General features: G+C 66.7%; 15 protein-coding genes and 3 tRNA genes. 13 read left to right on the top strand and 5 right to left on the bottom strand.

Going from position 1 to position 16,649, the window contains the following annotated elements; all coding sequences use genetic code 11:
• Positions 1-45: 45 nt before the first annotated feature.
• The 9 genes from recJ (at position 46) to ACK4E3_RS00485 (ending at position 7,439) form a co-directional block, all read left to right on the top strand.
• Positions 46-1,767: a single-stranded-DNA-specific exonuclease RecJ gene (gene recJ, locus ACK4E3_RS00525; protein ID WP_409700968.1), complete on the top strand. Its 1,722-nt coding sequence runs from the start codon at positions 46-48 to the stop codon at positions 1,765-1,767.
• Between the two features lie 50 nt (positions 1,768-1,817).
• Positions 1,818-1,892, top strand: a tRNA-Glu gene (locus tag ACK4E3_RS00520).
• Positions 1,893-2,081: 189 nt separating this feature from the next.
• A complete protein-coding gene (locus ACK4E3_RS00515) occupies positions 2,082-3,659 on the top strand; it encodes a histidine kinase famiy protein (protein ID WP_409694781.1) in 1,578 nt (525 codons plus the stop codon).
• Between the two features lie 128 nt (positions 3,660-3,787).
• Entirely contained in the window at positions 3,788-4,366 is a 579-nt protein-coding gene (locus ACK4E3_RS00510) for a cold-shock protein (RefSeq protein WP_409694778.1), read from the top strand.
• Positions 4,367-4,391: 25 nt separating this feature from the next.
• Entirely contained in the window at positions 4,392-4,862 is a 471-nt protein-coding gene (locus tag ACK4E3_RS00505) for a DUF192 domain-containing protein (protein ID WP_409694775.1), read from the top strand.
• A 48-nt stretch (positions 4,863-4,910) separates the two neighbouring features.
• Positions 4,911-4,987, top strand: a tRNA-Pro gene (locus ACK4E3_RS00500).
• A gap of 31 nt (positions 4,988-5,018) precedes the next feature.
• Complete coding sequence (locus ACK4E3_RS00495; protein WP_409694772.1) at positions 5,019-5,324, top strand: ETC complex I subunit; 306 nt, start codon at positions 5,019-5,021, stop codon at positions 5,322-5,324.
• A gap of 22 nt (positions 5,325-5,346) precedes the next feature.
• A tRNA-Arg gene (locus ACK4E3_RS00490) sits at positions 5,347-5,423 on the top strand.
• An 81-nt stretch (positions 5,424-5,504) separates the two neighbouring features.
• Entirely contained in the window at positions 5,505-7,439 is a 1,935-nt protein-coding gene (locus tag ACK4E3_RS00485; RefSeq protein WP_409694770.1) for a sensor histidine kinase, read from the top strand.
• On the opposite strand, the gene ACK4E3_RS00480 is transcribed toward ACK4E3_RS00485, so the two are convergent.
• The 4 genes from ACK4E3_RS00480 to ACK4E3_RS00465 all read right to left on the bottom strand — a co-directional run bounded on the left by ACK4E3_RS00480 (position 7,436) and on the right by ACK4E3_RS00465 (position 11,690).
• Positions 7,436-8,071 (bottom strand): LuxR C-terminal-related transcriptional regulator, encoded by a 636-nt coding sequence (locus ACK4E3_RS00480; RefSeq protein WP_409694768.1) that lies wholly within the window; start codon positions 8,069-8,071, stop codon positions 7,436-7,438. The two genes, ACK4E3_RS00485 and ACK4E3_RS00480, sit on opposite strands and share 4 nt — an antisense overlap.
• Positions 8,072-8,159: 88 nt before the next feature.
• A complete protein-coding gene (gene argC, locus ACK4E3_RS00475; protein WP_409694766.1) occupies positions 8,160-9,095 on the bottom strand; it encodes an N-acetyl-gamma-glutamyl-phosphate reductase in 936 nt (311 codons plus the stop codon).
• Between the two features lie 4 nt (positions 9,096-9,099).
• Positions 9,100-10,272 carry a cystathionine gamma-synthase gene (locus ACK4E3_RS00470; RefSeq protein WP_409694764.1) on the bottom strand — a complete coding sequence of 391 codons (1,173 nt, stop codon included), beginning with the start codon at positions 10,270-10,272 and terminating at the stop codon, positions 9,100-9,102.
• A gap of 5 nt (positions 10,273-10,277) precedes the next feature.
• Positions 10,278-11,690: a pyridoxal-phosphate dependent enzyme gene (locus ACK4E3_RS00465; protein ID WP_409694762.1), complete on the bottom strand. Its 1,413-nt coding sequence runs from the start codon at positions 11,688-11,690 to the stop codon at positions 10,278-10,280.
• A gap of 128 nt (positions 11,691-11,818) precedes the next feature.
• Between ACK4E3_RS00465 and rnr the strand changes: the two genes are divergently transcribed.
• Together rnr and ACK4E3_RS00455 are read left to right on the top strand one after the other, a co-directional pair.
• Positions 11,819-14,143 (top strand): ribonuclease R, encoded by a 2,325-nt coding sequence (rnr, locus tag ACK4E3_RS00460; RefSeq protein ID WP_409694760.1) that lies wholly within the window; start codon positions 11,819-11,821, stop codon positions 14,141-14,143.
• Positions 14,143-14,838: an NUDIX hydrolase gene (locus ACK4E3_RS00455; RefSeq protein ID WP_409694758.1), complete on the top strand. Its 696-nt coding sequence runs from the start codon at positions 14,143-14,145 to the stop codon at positions 14,836-14,838. Before rnr ends, ACK4E3_RS00455 begins: the two co-directional genes overlap by 1 nt.
• Positions 14,839-14,840: 2 nt before the next feature.
• Here the strand turns inward: ACK4E3_RS00455 and ACK4E3_RS00450 are convergent, their stop codons facing one another.
• Positions 14,841-15,431 (bottom strand): hypothetical protein, encoded by a 591-nt coding sequence (locus ACK4E3_RS00450; protein WP_409694756.1) that lies wholly within the window; start codon positions 15,429-15,431, stop codon positions 14,841-14,843.
• 162 nt (positions 15,432-15,593) lie between these two features.
• Between ACK4E3_RS00450 and ACK4E3_RS00445 the strand changes: the two genes are divergently transcribed.
• Positions 15,594-16,277 (top strand): hypothetical protein, encoded by a 684-nt coding sequence (locus ACK4E3_RS00445; RefSeq protein WP_409694755.1) that lies wholly within the window; start codon positions 15,594-15,596, stop codon positions 16,275-16,277.
• A 131-nt stretch (positions 16,278-16,408) separates the two neighbouring features.
• On the top strand, positions 16,409-16,576 hold the full coding sequence (gene rpmG / locus ACK4E3_RS00440; RefSeq protein ID WP_409694753.1) for a 50S ribosomal protein L33: 168 nt from the start codon (positions 16,409-16,411) through the stop codon (positions 16,574-16,576).
• Positions 16,577-16,649 lie beyond the last annotated feature (73 nt).

Below are 16,649 nucleotides of genomic sequence, written 5' to 3'. Positions count from 1 at the left end.
TCGCTCAGCGGGCGGCGATGGATCGCCCGTCCGGCCCGTGACACCATGGTTGCGGAGCTGATCCGTCAGCACGACCTGCCAGAGCCGCTGGCACGGGCACTGGCGGGGCGCGGCATCACACCCGAGACGGCCGCAGGCTTTCTGGAGCCGACCTTGCGCGAGCACTTTCCCGACCCGTCGAGCTTTCTCGACATGGACCGGGCCTGCGCCGCCATTCTCGATGCCGTCGAGGGGCGTCGGCAGATTCGCATCTTTGCCGACTATGACGTGGACGGGGCCACCAGTGCGGCCCTGCTCACGCGCTGGCTGCGCGCGCTTGGCGTCGAGGCCCCCTTCTATGTGCCCGATCGCCTGACCGAGGGCTATGGGCCAAGCCCCCTCGCCTTCGACCGCCTGAAGGCTTCGGGCGCGGACCTCGTGGTAACTCTCGACTGCGGGGCAGCGGCCACGGACGCCATCGCCCACGCGACCAAGATCGGCCTGAAGGTGGTGGTGATCGACCATCACCTGATGCGTGAGGCCCCGCCCGCCTGCGAGGCCGTGGTCAATCCGAACCGGCCGGGCTGCAACTCGGGCCAGGGACATCTGGCTGCCGCCGGTGTGACGCTTGTGCTGCTGGCGGGCCTGAACCGCGAGGCGCGCCGCCGCGGGCTGTTCGATGACCGACCGGAGCCCGACATCCGCCAGTGGCTCGATCTGGCGGCGCTGGGGGCCATCTGTGACGTCACCGCCCTGACCGGCTTCAACCGCGCCCTGACCGCACAGGGCCTCAAGGTGATGTCCCGGTGGCAGAACCTCGGCCTCGCAGCCCTGCTTGCAGCCTCGGGTTCGAAGGACACACGCGCCACCACCAGCACGGCAGGCTTCGTGCTCGGCCCGCGAATCAATGCGGGCGGACGGATCGGGCGGGCGGACCTCGGCGCGTTGCTGCTCACCACCGATGATCCGGCCATCGCCCGCCAGACAGCCGAGGCGTTGCACGAGCTGAACGCCCAGCGCCGCGACATCGAGGCCGAAGTCACCGACACCGCCCTGGCCATGCTCCAGAGCCAGCCCGATCTCGACGCCCGGCCTGTCGCCATTGTGGCAGGCGAGGACTGGCACCCCGGCGTGGTCGGCATCGTGGCGGGGCGCCTGCGCGAGCGGCTTCGCAAGGCAAGCATCGTGATCGGCCTCGACCCCGCCACGGGCATCGGGCGCGGGTCGGGGCGCTCCCAGCCGGGGGTCAATCTGGGCGCTGCGGTGCAGGCCGCTTTCGATGAGGGGCTGTTGCTGGCAGGCGGGGGGCACGCCATGGCCGCCGGTCTGAGCGTGCGAAAGGAGCGCATCGACGACCTTCGCGCTTTCCTTGACCGGGTCCTCGCCGATGCCCATGCCAGCGCCATGGAGGCCGACAGCCTCGAGATCGACGCCCTGCTCGAAGTGGACAGCGCCAGTCGCGCCCTGTGCGACGCCTTCGAGCGCCTGGCTCCCTACGGCCCTGGCAACCCGGAGCCGCTTTTCGCTCTCACCGATGTTGCGTCACGCGACGCGGTTGCGATGAACGGAGGGCACGTGAGGGCGCGGCTGGTGGGCCAGAACGGGCGCGCCATCAAGGCCATCGCATGGCGCTGTGCGGACCTGCCCGTGGGCCAGGCGCTTCTGTCAGGCGCAGGGGGCCTTAGCGTGGTCGGTCGCCTGAAGCCGGACGACTGGAACGGACGCAAGAGCGTGCAATTCGAGGTCGTCGACCTGCACGATCCGCACTGGCGGCCATCAGCGAATTAGGCCCTTGCGCCCGTCTGAAAGGGCGGCTATATCGCCCCCCTCGCGCCTGCGGGCCCTTCGTCTATCGGTTAGGACGCCAGGTTTTCAACCTGGAAAGAGGGGTTCGATTCCCCTAGGGCCTGCCACGCGCTCGAGTTACCGGAACGGCATCGCAGTCGCCTGTGGTGCCGTTTTTCTTTGCCGTGCCTTCCGATGCCTTGTCGCTGCGGATCACTTGAAGTGTACGCTTCCGACTTTTGACCCTCTGGCTCAGGCCGCTAAAGTGCCTGCCGTATCGATCTGGTCGCTCATGGCCGCTTACGGGATTTTCAAGCGTGCCGAACAAGCGTCACCCCGATCCGCACTCTCCCCCGGTCACGACCGAAGGCTTTGCCGGACAGGACGACATCTTCTTTGCCGCCGTCGAGAAGACGCGGATGCCGATGATCGTTACCGACCCGCGTCTGCCGGACAATCCCATCGTCTTCGCCAACGGTGCCTTCATCGACATGACAGGCTATGACGAGCACGAGATCGTCGGGCGCAACTGCCGCTTTCTGCAAGGCCCCGCCACCGACCCCGAGACCGTGGCAGCCGTTCGTCAGGCCATTGAGAACCGCACCGACATCGCCGTCGAAATCCTGAATTATCATAAAGATGGCTCGACCTTCTGGAACGCCCTGTTCATCAGCCCGGTGTTCGATGCATCGGGTAATCTGATCTATTTCTTTGCCTCCCAGCTCGACGTCTCGCGCCGCCGCGATGCCGAGGACGCGCTGCGTCAGGCGCAGAAGATGGAAGCGGTGGGCCAGCTCACCGGGGGAATCGCCCACGACTTCAACAATATGCTGACCGTGATCATGGGCAACCTCGACATGGCGCGCGAGCGGGTGATCGACCCCGTGGTGCGCGACAGGATCGAGCGCGCCATCGAGGGCGCACGCCGCGCCGAGACCCTGACCAGCCAGCTTCTCGCCTTTGCGCGCAAGCAACGCCTGGATGGCCGTCCGATCAACCTGAACGCTCTGGTCTCGGGGCTGATGGAGATGGTTGACCGCACTCTGGGCTCTGACGTCACCATCAGGACCGACTTCGCCGACAACCTCGATATGGCCCGCGTCGATTCGGTTCAGGCCGAGGTGGCGCTGCTCAACATCCTCATCAATGCGCGCGATGCCATGCCCGATGGCGGCCAGGTCACGATCCAGACCCGCAACATCAGCATCGACGGGCCGGACCCGGAGTATCCCGCCCTCGACAAGGGCGCCTATGTCGTCCTGTCGGTCATCGACACGGGCCAGGGCATTCCGAAATCTGTCCTGGGACGCGTGATGGAGCCGTTCTTCACCACCAAGGAGGTGGGCAAGGGCACGGGCATGGGACTGGCCATGGTCTATGGCTTCATGCGCCAGAGCCAGGGGCATCTGCTGATTCGCTCCGATGAGGGCCAGGGCACACGCGTCGAGATGATCTTCCCCGCCACCACCGGCGAGGCCGAGGACATCGCCGGGCCGGAGACGCGCTCGGCCAAGGGCGGCAGCGAGATCATCCTCATGGTCGAGGACAACCTCGATGTGATGGAGATGGGCAGCGGCATGCTGCGCGACGTGGGCTATGAGGTGCTGACGGCAGAGAACGGCGAGGCGGCTCTCAATATCCTGCGCGAGCGCAGCGACATCGCGCTGCTGTTCACCGACATCGTCATGCCCGGCGGCATCAACGGCGTCAGCCTGGCGAACCAGGCGCGCGCGCTTCATCCCAAGCTCAAGATCCTGCTCACCACCGGCTGGGCTGATCGGGCCCTGGAGAACAGCGAGGATCGCTCGGGCTTCGAGCTGATCGGCAAGCCCTATCGCAAGTTCGACCTCGTTCGGAAGGTGCGCGTGCTCATGGATGGCCCCACCGGCGTGTGATCAGAACAAGGTGCACGCACCCTCGCTTCCCCCATAGCGCGAAATTCCTGTTTCTGGGGCTCCCGCCTTTTCACGGAACCGTGTAATCTATGTTCAGTCACACATAGGTCGTGTGGCGTGAGGGGCTTATGTCTGGGTTTGATTTCGAGGGGCTGGACGCGTCGCAGGCGGTGCAGATCAGCGGACACGTCAAATGGTTCGATCCGGGTAAGGGGTACGGCTTCATCGTCCCCGACGATCCGAGTCTGACGGACCTCAAGGATGTTCTCATCCACATCACCAGCCTGCGTGATGTGGGCCACGAAACTGCGTCCGAAGGCGCGGCCATTACCTGCGATGTCGTGCGCCGCCCCAAGGGCTGGCAGGTCGCCCAGGTCCATGACCTCGACCAGAGTGTCGCGGTCGCGCCGCGTGCCGGCGGCTATGATGGACTGCGCCGCGCAGGCGGCGATGTTACCGCTCGCCCCGACCGCAGACACGCCCTGAGCACCGACGGTCCGTTCGAGCCCGCCACGGTCAAGTGGTTCAACCGCACCAAGGGCTATGGATTTGTGGTGCGCGATGGTGCGCCCAACGATATTTTCGTGCACATTGAGACCCTGCGTCGCTGCGGCCTCGATGATCTGCAGCCGGGCGATGCGGTGATGGTCAAGTTTGCCGAAGGGCCAAAGGGCCTGGTTGTCGCGGAAATCCAGCCGGGCGCATGATCGGCCCGGAAAAGGGCTTTGAGTCATGCTGCGTCTCGCTGTTGTCGTGTCTTTTCTGTTGCTTGCCGCCTGCTCCGCCTCGGGCAGCGAGACCCGCCACCCGGTAAGCAATCTGCGCGTGGAGCCGCTCACCGTGGTGACCGCCTCGGGCGAGCACGTCTTTCAGGTAGAGATCGCCGATACCGAGGAAAGCCGCAGTCGGGGCCTGATGTACCGCCCGCCGCTGGGCGACAGCGAGGGGATGCTGTTCCAGTTCCCCGACATGGCCGTTCGCAGCTTCTGGATGGCCAATACCCCAAGCTCGCTGGACATCATCTACATCGACGATGCGGGCCGCGTTGTATCCATCGCGAAGCACACCACCCCCTATTCGACCAGCAACATATACTCTACCGGCCCGGCCAAGGGCGTGCTGGAACTGAGAGCGGGGCGCAGCGACGAAATCGGCCTGCGCGAGGGAGATCGCATCCTTCATCCCTTCTTTGGCAGCCAATAGGTGCGTTGCGGTCAGGCTCTGCCCATGGCAAGAGGAGCGCCCGCCGTGCGGAGCGTAGCGCAGCCTGGTAGCGCATCTGCTTTGGGAGCAGAGGGTCGCAGGTTCGAATCCTGCCGCTCCGACCATCGGACCTGAACATCTGCCGGAGACTGCCCGATGCTCGCGCGCATCTATCGCCCCGCCAAGACAGCCATGCAGTCGGGCAAGGCCCGCACCCAGCACTGGGTGCTGGAGTTCGCCCCGGCCTCGGCGCGCACGCCCGATCCGCTGATGGGCTGGACCAGTTCCACGGACATGAATGCCCAGGTGAAGCTGCGCTTCGACACCCGCGACGAGGCCATCGCCTATGCCGAGCGTCACGGCATCCCCTTCCAGCTTCAGGAACCGCGCGAGGCACCCGTGATCCTGAAGGCCTATGCGGACAACTTCGCCTACAATCGCAAGCAGTCCTGGACGCACTGAGCCAGTGCGCACCTGCGACTGAGCGCCCGTAGCTCAACCGGATAGAGCATCCGCCTTCTAAGCGGACGGTTGCAGGTTCGAGTCCTGCCGGGCGCGCCACCGCCACCCTCACCATCCTATGGCCTTTGACCGTGTTGCGGGTAATCTTGTTCCGGGACCGGCGAGGGAGGCCAGACTCGGATGGGGCGGCTCTACACACCGGTCGCGCGCCTGACGCCGTTCGTGGCGCTGTCGATGGGCACCGTGCTTTATGTCATCGCGCTCGGCATCCAGCCTCCCGGCGGGTGGAATCTGGCGCCCGGCACCTGGCGCCCGATCAGCGCCATTTCCCTGCCGGTCTGGACCTCGCTTTTTACGGGCGCGGCCGCGTGCGTGCTCGGCGGCTGGGTCTGGGCGCTGAGGCCGCGTGACCTGGCTGCGGGCCTGTTCGCCTTCAGCGGCGTGATGACCCTCGGCTTTTGCGTTGCGGCGGTGTTCTGGCTGCTCCAGACGCCGCTCAGCCCGGACTTCCTGTTCACGGCCAGCCTGGTGAACATGATCAGCGCCTCAGGCTTCGGCATCGCCATGATCGCCCTGTTCCTGATCTATCCGGTGCGCCTGCGCGCATGGCGGTTCTGGATGATCGTGACGGCAGGCGTTTTCGGCCTGTGGACGGCGATGGTCGCCCTGGGCCCCTCGCCCGATCATGTCGAGGTACACCGCATCACGCTCAGCGAGATGGTGCTGATCGTGGCCCTTGCGGCCGTGCAGATCGCAGCGGCCCGTCACGATCCGCGTACCCGGGCCATCGCAGTCTGGCTCGGCGCCAGCGTGGTGGTGGGTGCAGGTGCCTTCATCGCCCTCGTTGCAGCCCCCAGCAGCTTTGGCCGCGCGCCGGTGATGCAGGCCCATTACGCCTTCATGTTCTTTCTGGTGATCTATGCCGGACTGGCTGTGGGGCTGCTGCGCTATCGCCTGTTCGGGCTCGGCGCCTGGGCATTCCAGCTGATCTTCACTGCGGGCACCGCCCTGACCATACTGACGCTCGACGTCGCCCTGATCGGGCTTCTGTCACTTGAGCCCACCATCGCCCTGGCGTCAGCCCTGCTGCTGGCCAGCCTCGTCTATCTGCCGCTGCGTGCCCGCCTGTGGACATGGGTGGAGGGCCGCCGCGATACCGACGAGACCGCCCTGTTCCGCGCCGTGGTCGAAACCGCCTTCAGCCCCAGCGCGGGCGAGCGCTCGACGCGGTGGCAGGCCCTGCTGCGCGATACCTTCGCGCCCATGGAGATCACTGCGTCGCCTCCGCGCGATGCCCCGGCGCTGCTGGACGAGGGGATGGTGCTGGCGATACCGTCGCTTGCCGAGAGCCCGGCACTGTTGCTGCGCTATCGCTCCAAGGGGCGGCGCCTGTTCTCCCTGCGCGACCTCGCTCTGGCCGAGCAGATCGTGGAACTGATGCGTCACGCCGAGGCCAGCCGCAGTGCCTATGAGCGCGGCGTCAGCGAGGAGCGCGCGCGCATCGCCCGCGACATCCACGACAATCTCGGTGCCCAGCTTCTGAAGGCCCTTCACACCCCGGAAGGCGAGCGCAAGGACGCGGTGCTGCGCGAAACCCTGGCCGAGATGCACGAGGTCATCAACGATGCCCAGGGTGTGGAAGCGCCGCTGGCCAATATCCTCGCCGACCTGAGAGCCGAGACGGCCGATCGTCTGGAGCCACACGCCATCGCGCTGGACTGGCAGGTGCGCATCGAACCGGGCGCACGCCTGGGCCGTGCCGGTGTTCATGCGGTGCGCGCCGTGATCCGCGAGGCGGTCAGCAACACCATCAAGCATGCGCAGGCAAAACGCCTTGCCCTGTCCCTGCATCTCGACGCCGATGCCCTGACCCTGATCATGAGCGATGACGGGCGCGGCTTTGGCGGATGTGGACGCGGGCCAGCACCCGGCCGCGGGGCTTCGGGCGGCAATGGCCTCGGCAACATGAGGTCTCGCGTCGAGGCGCAGGGCGGCGCCATGGCCGTGCATTCCGATGACGGCGGCACGCGGATCAGCGCGCGCATCCCGAGCGAGCGGCCCTCAGCCTGCGAGGCCGAACCCCTTGAGACCACGATGAGCAAGGCGGCGATCTAGCGCGTGGTCAGGCCCATGCGCGCGGCCTGCCATGCGGCCTCGGCCCGCGAGGAAATACCGAGCTTGCGATAGATGTTCTTGATGTAGCCGGCCACGGTGTTCTCGCTCAGGCCCAGTTCACCCGCCACCTCGGCATTGCGCAGGCCCCGCCCGATCAGGGCCAGCACATCGCGCTCGCGTGCCGTCAGGTCGGCCTCGGGCGCTGCCGGTCCGGTCATGCGGAAATGCTCCATGATCCGGCGCGCGATGGCGGGCGACAGGGCCGGAACGCCCTCGGCCATCTGGGTGAGCTGCCTCACCAGAGTGTCCTGCGGCTGATTCTTGAGCAGATAACCATGAGCCCCCGCCGACAGGGCGGCCACGACGAAAGCGTCATCACCTACCGAGGTGGTCACCACAGCCAGCGCCTCGGGCTGCATCTGGCGCATGGCCCGCAGCACTTCCAGCCCCGAGCCGTCCGGCAGGCCAAGATCGATCAGCGCCAGATCGAACGCCTCGGCCAGCACCGCCGCACAGCCAGCCCGCACCCCGCCTTCCTCGCGGATTACGCAGCCGGGAAAGGCGCGCGTCGCCGTCTGCGCCAGCCAGCGTCGCGTCTCAGCGATGTCCTCGACGATCAGGATCTGCTTCACGGCGCCCCTCGCTCCGAAGCCCGACTTCAGATAGTGGAGCTTAACGCGCGGCGCACGCCTGCGACACCCACCCGTTCCGGGGGTGAGGCTAGAGCCCCGTCGCCTCGTCCACACCGAGCATGAGATTGAGGTTCTGGACGGCGGCACCCGACGCGCCCTTGCCCAGATTGTCGAGGCGGGCAATGAGCCGCGCCTGATCGTCGTGGCCGAACACAAAAAGCTGCATCTCGTTCGTGCCGTTCAGGGCCTCCGGCGTGATGCCGGTCATGGCGCGCGACTGATCGAGCGGCATCACCTTGACGAAGCGCTCGTCTGCATAGGCCGCGTTCAGCACTGCGTGCACATCGCCGAGGCCGGGGCGGGAAGGCAGGCGCGACAGAGGCAGGGGCACCTCGACCAGCATGCCTTGCGCGTATCGGCCCACGGCAGGCGAAAACAGCGGAGCATGATCGAGGCCTGCGTGCTGGCGCATCTCGGCCAGATGCTTGTGGCCCAGCGCCAGGCCATAGGCCCGGTAGGGCGGGGCCCCGTCACTCCCCTGCCCTTCAAACTCGGCGATCATGGCGCGCCCGCCGCCTGAATAGCCCGAGACTGCATTGACGCTGACCGGCCAGTCCTTCGGCAGCAGCCCGGCCTGCACCAGCGGCCTTGCCAGCGCAATGAAGCCCGTCGGATAGCATCCGGGGTTCGAGACGCGCCGCGCACCGGCAATGGCTTCGCGCTGCCCCTCGCCCATCTCGGCAAAGCCATAGACGAAAGCCGGATCGACACGAAACGCGCTCGATGCGTCGATCACGCGCGTGTCTGTGTCGCCGATCATGGCCACCGCCTCGCGTGCGGCATCGTCGGGCAGGCACAGGATGACCAGATCGGCGTCCCGTATGGCGCGACGCCGCGCCTCGATAGACTTGCGCTCGGTCTCGGCCAGCGAGATGAGGCGGATGTCAGAGCGCCCCGCCAGACGCTCGCGGATCTGCAGGCCCGTGGTGCCCGCCTCGCCATCGATGAAGACGCTGTGTGCCATGGCCCTAGACCGCCATGGCCTGATCGAGATCGCCGATCAGGTCTTCGATGTCCTCGACCCCCACCGACAGGCGAATCAGATTGTCGCCAACGCCGCCTGCCTCGCGCACCTCTCTGGGCACCGAAGCGTGGGTCATGATCGCAGGGTGATTGACCAGGCTCTCGACCCCGCCCAGCGACTCGGCCAGCGTGAACACCTGAACGCGCTCCAGCACGCGGCGGGTGCGCTCCAGCCCTCCTTCCAGATACACCGAGACCATGCCACCGAAGTGGCTCATCTGGCGTCGCGCCAGTTCGGCCTGCGGATGGGAGTCGAGCCCCGGATAGATCACCCTCTGCACGCCCGCGCGCGCCTCGAGCCAGCGCGCCAGCTCCATGGCATTGGCACAATGCGCCTTCATGCGGATGCCCAGGGTCTTGAGACCGCGATTGACCAGAAAGGCGTCGAACGGCCCCATCACCCCGCCGACCGAGTTCTGCAGGAACTTGACCTGGCCCGCCAGATCGCTGTCGCCGGTCACCAGCGCGCCCGCGATCACGTCCGAATGGCCGTTCAGATACTTGGTTGCCGAATGCATCACGATGTCGGCGCCCAGGGCAAGCGGCTGCTGACACCAGGGCGTGGCAAAGGTGTTGTCGACCACCAAGAGACACTGGCTGCCCTGCGCCAGCTCTGAAAGCGCGCGAATGTCGGCCAGCTTCATCAGCGGATTGGTCGGGGTTTCGACCCAGATCATGCGTGTGGACGGCGTAATGGCCGCCTTGACCGCCTCGATGTCAGCCAGATCAACATATGAGAAATCAAGCCCTTGAGAGCGCCTTCTCACGCGCTCGAACAACCTCCAGCTTCCGCCGTACAGGTCGTCGCCCGTGACGATGTGGCTGCCCGCGTCCAGCAGTTCCAGCACCGTGGCGGTGGCCGCCATGCCCGAGGCGAAACCCAAACCGTGGGTGCCCCCTTCCAGATCGGCGATGCAGCGCTCGAATGCTTCGCGGGTCGGGTTCTTGCCGCGTGCATACTCATAGCCCTTGTTCACGCCGGGGCTTTCCTGCGCGAAGGTCGAGGTCGCATAGATCGGCGTCATCACCGCACCCGTCGTCGGGTCCGGGTGCTGGCCGGCGTGGATGGCGCGGGTGGAAAAGCCCTGGGCGTTGGGCTTGCGGTTGGACGAGCTCATGCCGCTTACGCCCCCTGCCGGTTGAGGCTGAGATGGTTGATGAGGTCGACGCGCGTGATCAGACCCACGAAGTCCTCGCCATCCAGCACGATGGCCACGCGATCGCGGTCGAACAGGGGGATCAGGGCGTCGAGCGCTTCGCCCACCTGCACGGTGTCCAGCTCGCGCGTCATGACCTCACCCACCGTGCGCTTGAAGCGCGCGTCGCGGCTGATGGCGTCGGTGTCCATCTCGCGCACGATGTCGCTTTCATCGATGATGCCCGCCAGACGCCCGTCGTCGATCACGGGCAGCTGCGAGACATCGGCGCCGCGCATCCGCTTGTAGGCGCTATCTAGCGTCTCGGCGGGCGAGACCGTCACCACGTCGCCATCGGCATATTTGCGTGTGATCAGGTCCGACAGGTCGCCGTGCAGGGTGCGCTCTTTCAGACCGTGATCGGTCAGCCAGGCGTCGTTGTAGACCTTGGAGAGGTACTTGGCCCCGGTGTCGCACACGAAGGTCACGACGTGCTTTTCCTCGCTCTGCTCGCGGCACCAGCGCAGGGCCGCCCCGATCAGGGTGCCTGAAGAGGAGCCCGCCAGCACCCCCTCCTTCAGCAGCAGCTCGCGCACCACAGCGATGGCCTCGGTGTCGGGGATGGAATAGGCCTTGTGGATGAGACTCATGTCGGCGGTCTCGGGCACGAAATTCTGACCGATTCCCTCGACCGTGTAGCTGCCCTCGGGGCCAGGCCGTCCCTCGTTGACGATGCCCGCCAGGGTCGAGCCGACCGGGTCGGCCAGAATGATGCGCGTCTGGGGCGAGACTTCCCTGAGGTATTTCGCCACCCCCGTGATGGTCCCGCCAGAGCCGATCCCGGCCACGAAGGCATCGACCCGCCCTCCCATCTGCTGCCAGATCTCGGGGCCAGTCGTGTCGTAGTGCGCCTGCCAGTTGGCATCGTTGGCGAACTGGTTGACGTAGAAGCCGCCCGGCGTCTGCGCGGCCAGGCGCTCGGCCATGTCGGTGTAGTACTCGGGGTGTCCGTGAGGCACATCGGAGCGGGTCAGGCGCACATCGGCACCCATGGCCCGCAGGTGCTGGATCTTCTCGCGGCTCATCTTGTCGGGAATGACCAGCAGGACGCGATAACCCTTCTGAAGCCCCACCAGCGCCAGCGCCAGACCCGTGTTGCCCGCCGTGGCCTCGACGATTGTGCCGCCGGGCTTGAGGCGCCCGTCGCTCTCGGCGGCGCGGATCATCGACAGGGCGATGCGGTCCTTGATCGAGCCGCCGGGGTTGTTCGATTCCAGCTTCAGGAACAGGCGGCAGGGGCCGGTGTCCAGCCCGCGCACCTCGATCATGGGCGTGCGCCCGATCATGTCGAGCAGGCTGTCGGCAGGGCGCATCAGCGTGGGCGCATCGGTCAGGGTCATGGGCTTGCTCCGCAGCAGCGATCTAGCGTTGGCTGCTGGTCGCATGGACCGATGCCGGGGGCAACCTCTGGCAGCCACGCGCCGCCTTAGGCGTTTCGATCTGCCAGGGTTCAGGATAAGGAGAAGCCATGGCCAGACCCCGCCGCCCCCGCGCGCCGCACGCTTCGTCCTCCAAGCATCCCGCCTCACCCGGCCTGCCGGATCGCGAGACCCTGCTGCGCTTCATGAAGGAGGCCGGAGAGGCGGAGAAGGCAGACATCGCGCGGGCCTTCGGGCTCAAGGGTGCCGAGCGCCGCCACCTGCGCGACATGCTCAAGTCGCTCGAGGCGGAAGGCGCGCTGGGCAAGCGCGGGCGCAAGGGCTTTGCGCCCCCCGACAGCTTTCCGCCCGTAGGCGTTGCCGACGTGGCCGAGCGCGACGGCGACGGCGATATGTGGGTGCGGCTGGTCAAGGGCGATGCTAGTACGCCGCTGGTGCGTCTGGTGCCCGACGAGCGCGAGAAAGTGGCTGGTGCACCTGGACTGGGCGATCGCCTGCTGGTGCGCTTCTCGCGCGAGGGCGATGAATGGGAAGCCCGGCTGGTCAAGAAGCTGGGACAGAGCGCCCACCGCGTGCTCGGCGTGGCCCGCAAGGCTCGCCGCGAAGTGCGCATCGAGCCGGTGGACCGAAAGTCGAGGGAGTCATTCCTGCTCGCCGACGATGACGGCGACAAGGTACGCGAAGGCGATCTGGTGCTGGTCGAGCCGAGCGGCTCTCACAGCCGGTATGGCCCCAAGCGCGCGCGGATCCTTGAGGTGGTGGGCCATGAGGACCATCCGCGCGCCGCATCCCTGATCGCGATCCACAGCCACGGCCTTCCGACCGGCTTCTCCGACACCGTGATCGAGGAGGCCAGGGCCACCGAACTGCCCACCTTGAAAGGGCGCGAAGACCTGCGCCGCGTGCCCCTCATCACCATAGACCCTGCCGATGCGCGCGATCACGACGATGCCGTCTATGCCGAGCCGGACACGGACCCCGCCAACGAGGGCGGCCAGATCGTCTGGGTCGCCATTGCCGATGTCGCCGCCTATGTGCGACCGCAGACAGCGCTGGATCGCGAGGCGCGCGACAAGGGCAACTCGACCTACTTCCCCGATCGCGTCGAGCCCATGCTGCCCGAGCATCTGTCCAACGGGCTGTGCTCGCTGAAAGAGGGCGAGGATCGCGCCTGCATGGCCGTGCGCATGGTGTTCGACCGGAACGGCCGCAAGACCGGGCACAGGTTCATGCGCGGCCTGATGCGCTCGCACGCCTCTCTCTCATACGAGCAGGCCCAGGCCGGCTTCGAGGGCCAGGCCGATGCCCACACCGCCCCCCACGTCGACACGATCCTGAAGCCGCTCTGGCGCGCCTATGAGGTGATGCTGAGGGGCCGGAAGGCGCGTGCGCCGCTCGCCATCGAGACCCAGGAGCGCAAGATCAGGCTGAACGAGGACGGCGAGGTCACCTCCATCGAGCCGCGCCGCAGCCTTGAGGCCCACCGCCTGATCGAGGAGATGATGGTGCAGGCCAATGTCTGCGCCGCCGAGACGCTGGAGCAGAAGCGCACGCCGCTCATCTACCGGGTTCACGACGCGCCCAGCCAGGAGAAGATCTTCAACATCGCCGACTTCCTCGGCACCATCGGCATGAAGTGGAACAAGGGCGAGCCCGCCACCACCGCGCGCTTCAACCGCCTGCTGGACGAGACGCGCGACGGCCCCCACGGCGAGATCGTCAACGAGGTGGTGCTGCGCACCCAGATGCAGGCGCACTACAGCCCCGACAACATCGGCCACTTCGGCCTCAACCTTGACCGCTACGCCCACTTCACCTCGCCGATCCGCCGCTATGCCGATCTGATCGTGCACCGGGCGCTGATCCGCGCACTCAAGCTGGGCAATGATGGCCTGAGCGACCGCGAGGCGAGCGAGATCACCAGCATCGCCGAGCACATCACCGCCACCGAGCGCCGTTCCATGGCCGCCGAGCGTGACGCCAACGACCGCTATATCGCCGCCTTCCTCGCCGACAGGGTGGGTGCCACATTTGCAGGCCGGATCACCGGCGTGACCCGCTTTGGCCTGTTCGTGCGCCTCGACGAGACCGGCGCCGACGGCCTCGTGCCGGTCTCGCATCTGGGCCAGGAGTATTTCATTCACGACGACCGCGCCCACGCTCTCGTCGGCCAACGCAGCGGCCAGCGCTGGCTGCTGGGTCGACAGGTGGAAGTCAGGCTGGTCGAGGCCACGCCGATCACCGGTGGGCTTCTGTTCGAGATGCTGAGCGAGCCCGAACCGGCCGACCCCAATGCCCAGCGCCCGCGTCTTGGCGTGCGGGACCGCGGCCCCCGCTCTGGTCCCCGCTCCGGCTCGGGCGGCGGCAAGGGCGGCAGGGCTGCCAAGCCCGGCAGCAAGCGTCGCAAGGGCTGATGAGCACGCCGTTCGACAGCGCACAGGATCTGGCCGACGCTCCCCATCAGGCCAGCCGCATGCGCCCGCGCGATGCCGCCACCCTGATCGTGGTGAACAGGCAGGCTCAGCCTGCGGTGCTGATGGGGCGAAGGGCGGCCGGGCTGGCCTTCATGGCCTCCAAGTGGGTGTTTCCCGGTGGGCGGCTGGAGCGCACGGATTTCACCGCACCGGCTGAAGGCACCTTGTCACCTGCGTGCCTGTCGAGGCTCGCGCTCGCACCGCGCCGCGCCCGCGCCCTGGCCATGGCGGCGGTCCGCGAGACCTTCGAGGAAACGGGGCACAGGCTTGCACGCCCTGCCCCGTCCCGGCCCAGTCCGCGCGGCTGGGACGGCTTCTACGAGGCCGGCTGCGCGCCTGACCTTGGCGCCCTGCGCTTCATCGCCCGCGCGATCACGCCGCCGGGGCGCACACGCCGCTTCGATGCGCGCTTCTTCATGGCCGATGCCGATGCCCTGCTGGCACGAGACAGGCGTGCGCCCTCCAGCGAGCTGGAGGACGTGGCCTGGATACCGCTGGATGAGGCGCGCAAGCTCGACCTGCCTGCCATCACCCGCTTTGTGCTGGGCGAGGTGGAGGCGCGTCTGGCTTCACCTGACCGGCCCGTGCCCTTCGTGCGCTGGCAGGCGGGCCGCCACCGGATCGAGCCGCTCTAGGCCTATTCGCTTACGGGGTTGGTCAGGTCGAAGGCCACCCGCAGCAGGCGGTTCTCGCGCGCCAGCTCATAGACATAGGTATCGCCCGGATTGACCTCGACGGCCCAGACGTTGGTGGTCGAGACGGCCCGGTCATTGGCATTGAACAGATCGATCGATTCCTGATCGACCGGGAACTCCTGACGGGTAATCGTGCCCTCACTGGCCGTGTCCCCGCCATACCAGTGCAGGGTGTGAGCGGTGCCGTCGGGATCGCGGTGATCGTGCTTGAGGCGCAGTCCCGTGTCGGTGCGGGTGATGACCCAGGTGCGCGAGCGGTCATCGCCAACCCAGAAGGGAATGCGGATTTCATCGTCCGAGCAGTCGCGCACATGCATCAGCAGGCGGCTGTTGCGGAAGTCATCATCGACGGGATCATCGGTGACGACCTGGCCCACGAAACGCTGGCCGCACAGCTCGGACAGGTTTGAGAAGAACTGGTCCTGCGCGTTCTGCGTCGCGTGCCCGGTTTCGGCGGGCTGCTGGCAGGCCGAAAGGGCCATAAGCATGGCAGTGGCAGGGACGATGGCGGTTCTGAATGCATATCTTGTCATGGAAGGCGACCATAAAGGGTGCTCCCGCGCGATCAAGTTTGCCCGCCCACCCTGGGTTGCCGCGAGGTGAGCTTTTATTCGCCTTGAAAGCGAAACCCTTGTAGGTCAGGGTCATAGCGGCGTAGTAAAGCGTGTCTTAAGCGTAACTGTGGGGGTGGCGTTATGGTCTGGTGGTGGTGGATCATTCCGGGCGTGGTGGCCGTTCTCGCCGCCGTGCTTCTGCTGGGCGGGCTGGGATGGATCTTCCGCGGACGCCCCGGCAAGGGCGGGCGCGGCGTGATTTTCGGTGCCCTGTTCGGCGCTGTCGCCTTTGCCTTGGCCATGGTCGGCCTCGATATACAGACCTACAACCGCCTCAGCTTCGAGCGGCCCATCGCAACCCTCGACGTCGTCCAGCGCGGCACCCGGCACTATGACGTCACGCTCACCCAGCCGCCCAGCGACCAGGCGCCCGAGGGTGTGTCCCGGGTCTATCCGCTGCATGGAGATCACTGGCGCATCGAGGCGCGCGTGCTGCGCTGGAAGCCGTGGGCCAATGTGCTGGGCCTCGACAGCCAGTATCAGCTCGAACGCCTTTCCGGGCGCTATGCCGACGTGAGCAACGAGATCAGCGCCGAGCGCAGCGTGCACGACCTTCGCCCCGAGAGCCAAAGCCGCATCGACCTGTGGCAGCTGGCCCAGGAATATGGTCGCCACGCGCCGGTGGTGGACACGCTCTATGGCAGCGGGGCCTATATGCCCATGGCCAATGGCGCGCGCTACGAGGTCTGGATCACCCAGAGCGGACTGGTCGCCCGCCCGGTCAATCAAGCAGCCATGCAGGCGGCCGCGACCGGCTGGGAATAGTCATCAGCCTCGCCTCCGAACCCCGCGCGCCCGCTGACGGTTGACTTCGCAGCCGTCCTGAGTATGTTCCGCGCTCCCGATTTCGGCGGCTGCTTTTCCATGAGCGGCCCCCCGCTCAAGGTAACAAGACGATGGCAAAGCCCGCATCCATCAAGATCCGCCTCAACTCGACGGCGGATACCGGCTTCTTCTACGTCACGAAGAAGAACGCCCGCACCCAGACCGAAAAGCTCGTCATGCGCAAATACGACCCCGTCGTGCGCAAGCACGTCGAGTTCAAGGAAGGCAAGATCAAGTAAGCCTTTCCTGCCTGACAGGATGAAAAGCGCCCTGCCATGCGGTCAGGGCGCTTTTTCTATGGCCGCGCGACAC

The sequence above is a fragment of the Brevundimonas sp. genome (genome assembly GCF_046299595.1).
Taxonomy (GTDB): Bacteria; Pseudomonadota; Alphaproteobacteria; order Caulobacterales; family Caulobacteraceae; genus Brevundimonas.
This window is presented reverse-complemented; position numbering and strand designations above follow the sequence as displayed.

Excerpts from the sequence above, each read along its gene's own strand:
- recJ (WP_409700968.1), top strand. The coding sequence starts at position 46 with ATGGTTGCGGAGCTGATCCGTCAGCACGACCTGCCAGAGCCGCTGGCA.
- ACK4E3_RS00510 (WP_409694778.1), top strand. The coding sequence starts at position 3,788 with ATGTCTGGGTTTGATTTCGAGGGGCTGGACGCGTCGCAGGCGGTGCAG.
- ACK4E3_RS00505 (WP_409694775.1), top strand. The coding sequence starts at position 4,392 with ATGCTGCGTCTCGCTGTTGTCGTGTCTTTTCTGTTGCTTGCCGCCTGC.
- ACK4E3_RS00495 (WP_409694772.1), top strand. The coding sequence starts at position 5,019 with ATGCTCGCGCGCATCTATCGCCCCGCCAAGACAGCCATGCAGTCGGGC.
- ACK4E3_RS00485 (WP_409694770.1), top strand. The coding sequence starts at position 5,505 with ATGGGGCGGCTCTACACACCGGTCGCGCGCCTGACGCCGTTCGTGGCG.
- argC (WP_409694766.1), bottom strand. The coding sequence starts at position 9,095 with ATGGCACACAGCGTCTTCATCGATGGCGAGGCGGGCACCACGGGCCTG.
- ACK4E3_RS00470 (WP_409694764.1), bottom strand. The coding sequence starts at position 10,272 with ATGAGCTCGTCCAACCGCAAGCCCAACGCCCAGGGCTTTTCCACCCGC.
- ACK4E3_RS00465 (WP_409694762.1), bottom strand. The coding sequence starts at position 11,690 with ATGACCCTGACCGATGCGCCCACGCTGATGCGCCCTGCCGACAGCCTG.
- rnr (WP_409694760.1), top strand. The coding sequence starts at position 11,819 with ATGGCCAGACCCCGCCGCCCCCGCGCGCCGCACGCTTCGTCCTCCAAG.
- ACK4E3_RS00455 (WP_409694758.1), top strand. The coding sequence starts at position 14,143 with ATGAGCACGCCGTTCGACAGCGCACAGGATCTGGCCGACGCTCCCCAT.
- ACK4E3_RS00450 (WP_409694756.1), bottom strand. The coding sequence starts at position 15,431 with ATGACAAGATATGCATTCAGAACCGCCATCGTCCCTGCCACTGCCATG.
- ACK4E3_RS00445 (WP_409694755.1), top strand. The coding sequence starts at position 15,594 with ATGGTCTGGTGGTGGTGGATCATTCCGGGCGTGGTGGCCGTTCTCGCC.
- rpmG (WP_409694753.1), top strand. The coding sequence starts at position 16,409 with ATGGCAAAGCCCGCATCCATCAAGATCCGCCTCAACTCGACGGCGGAT.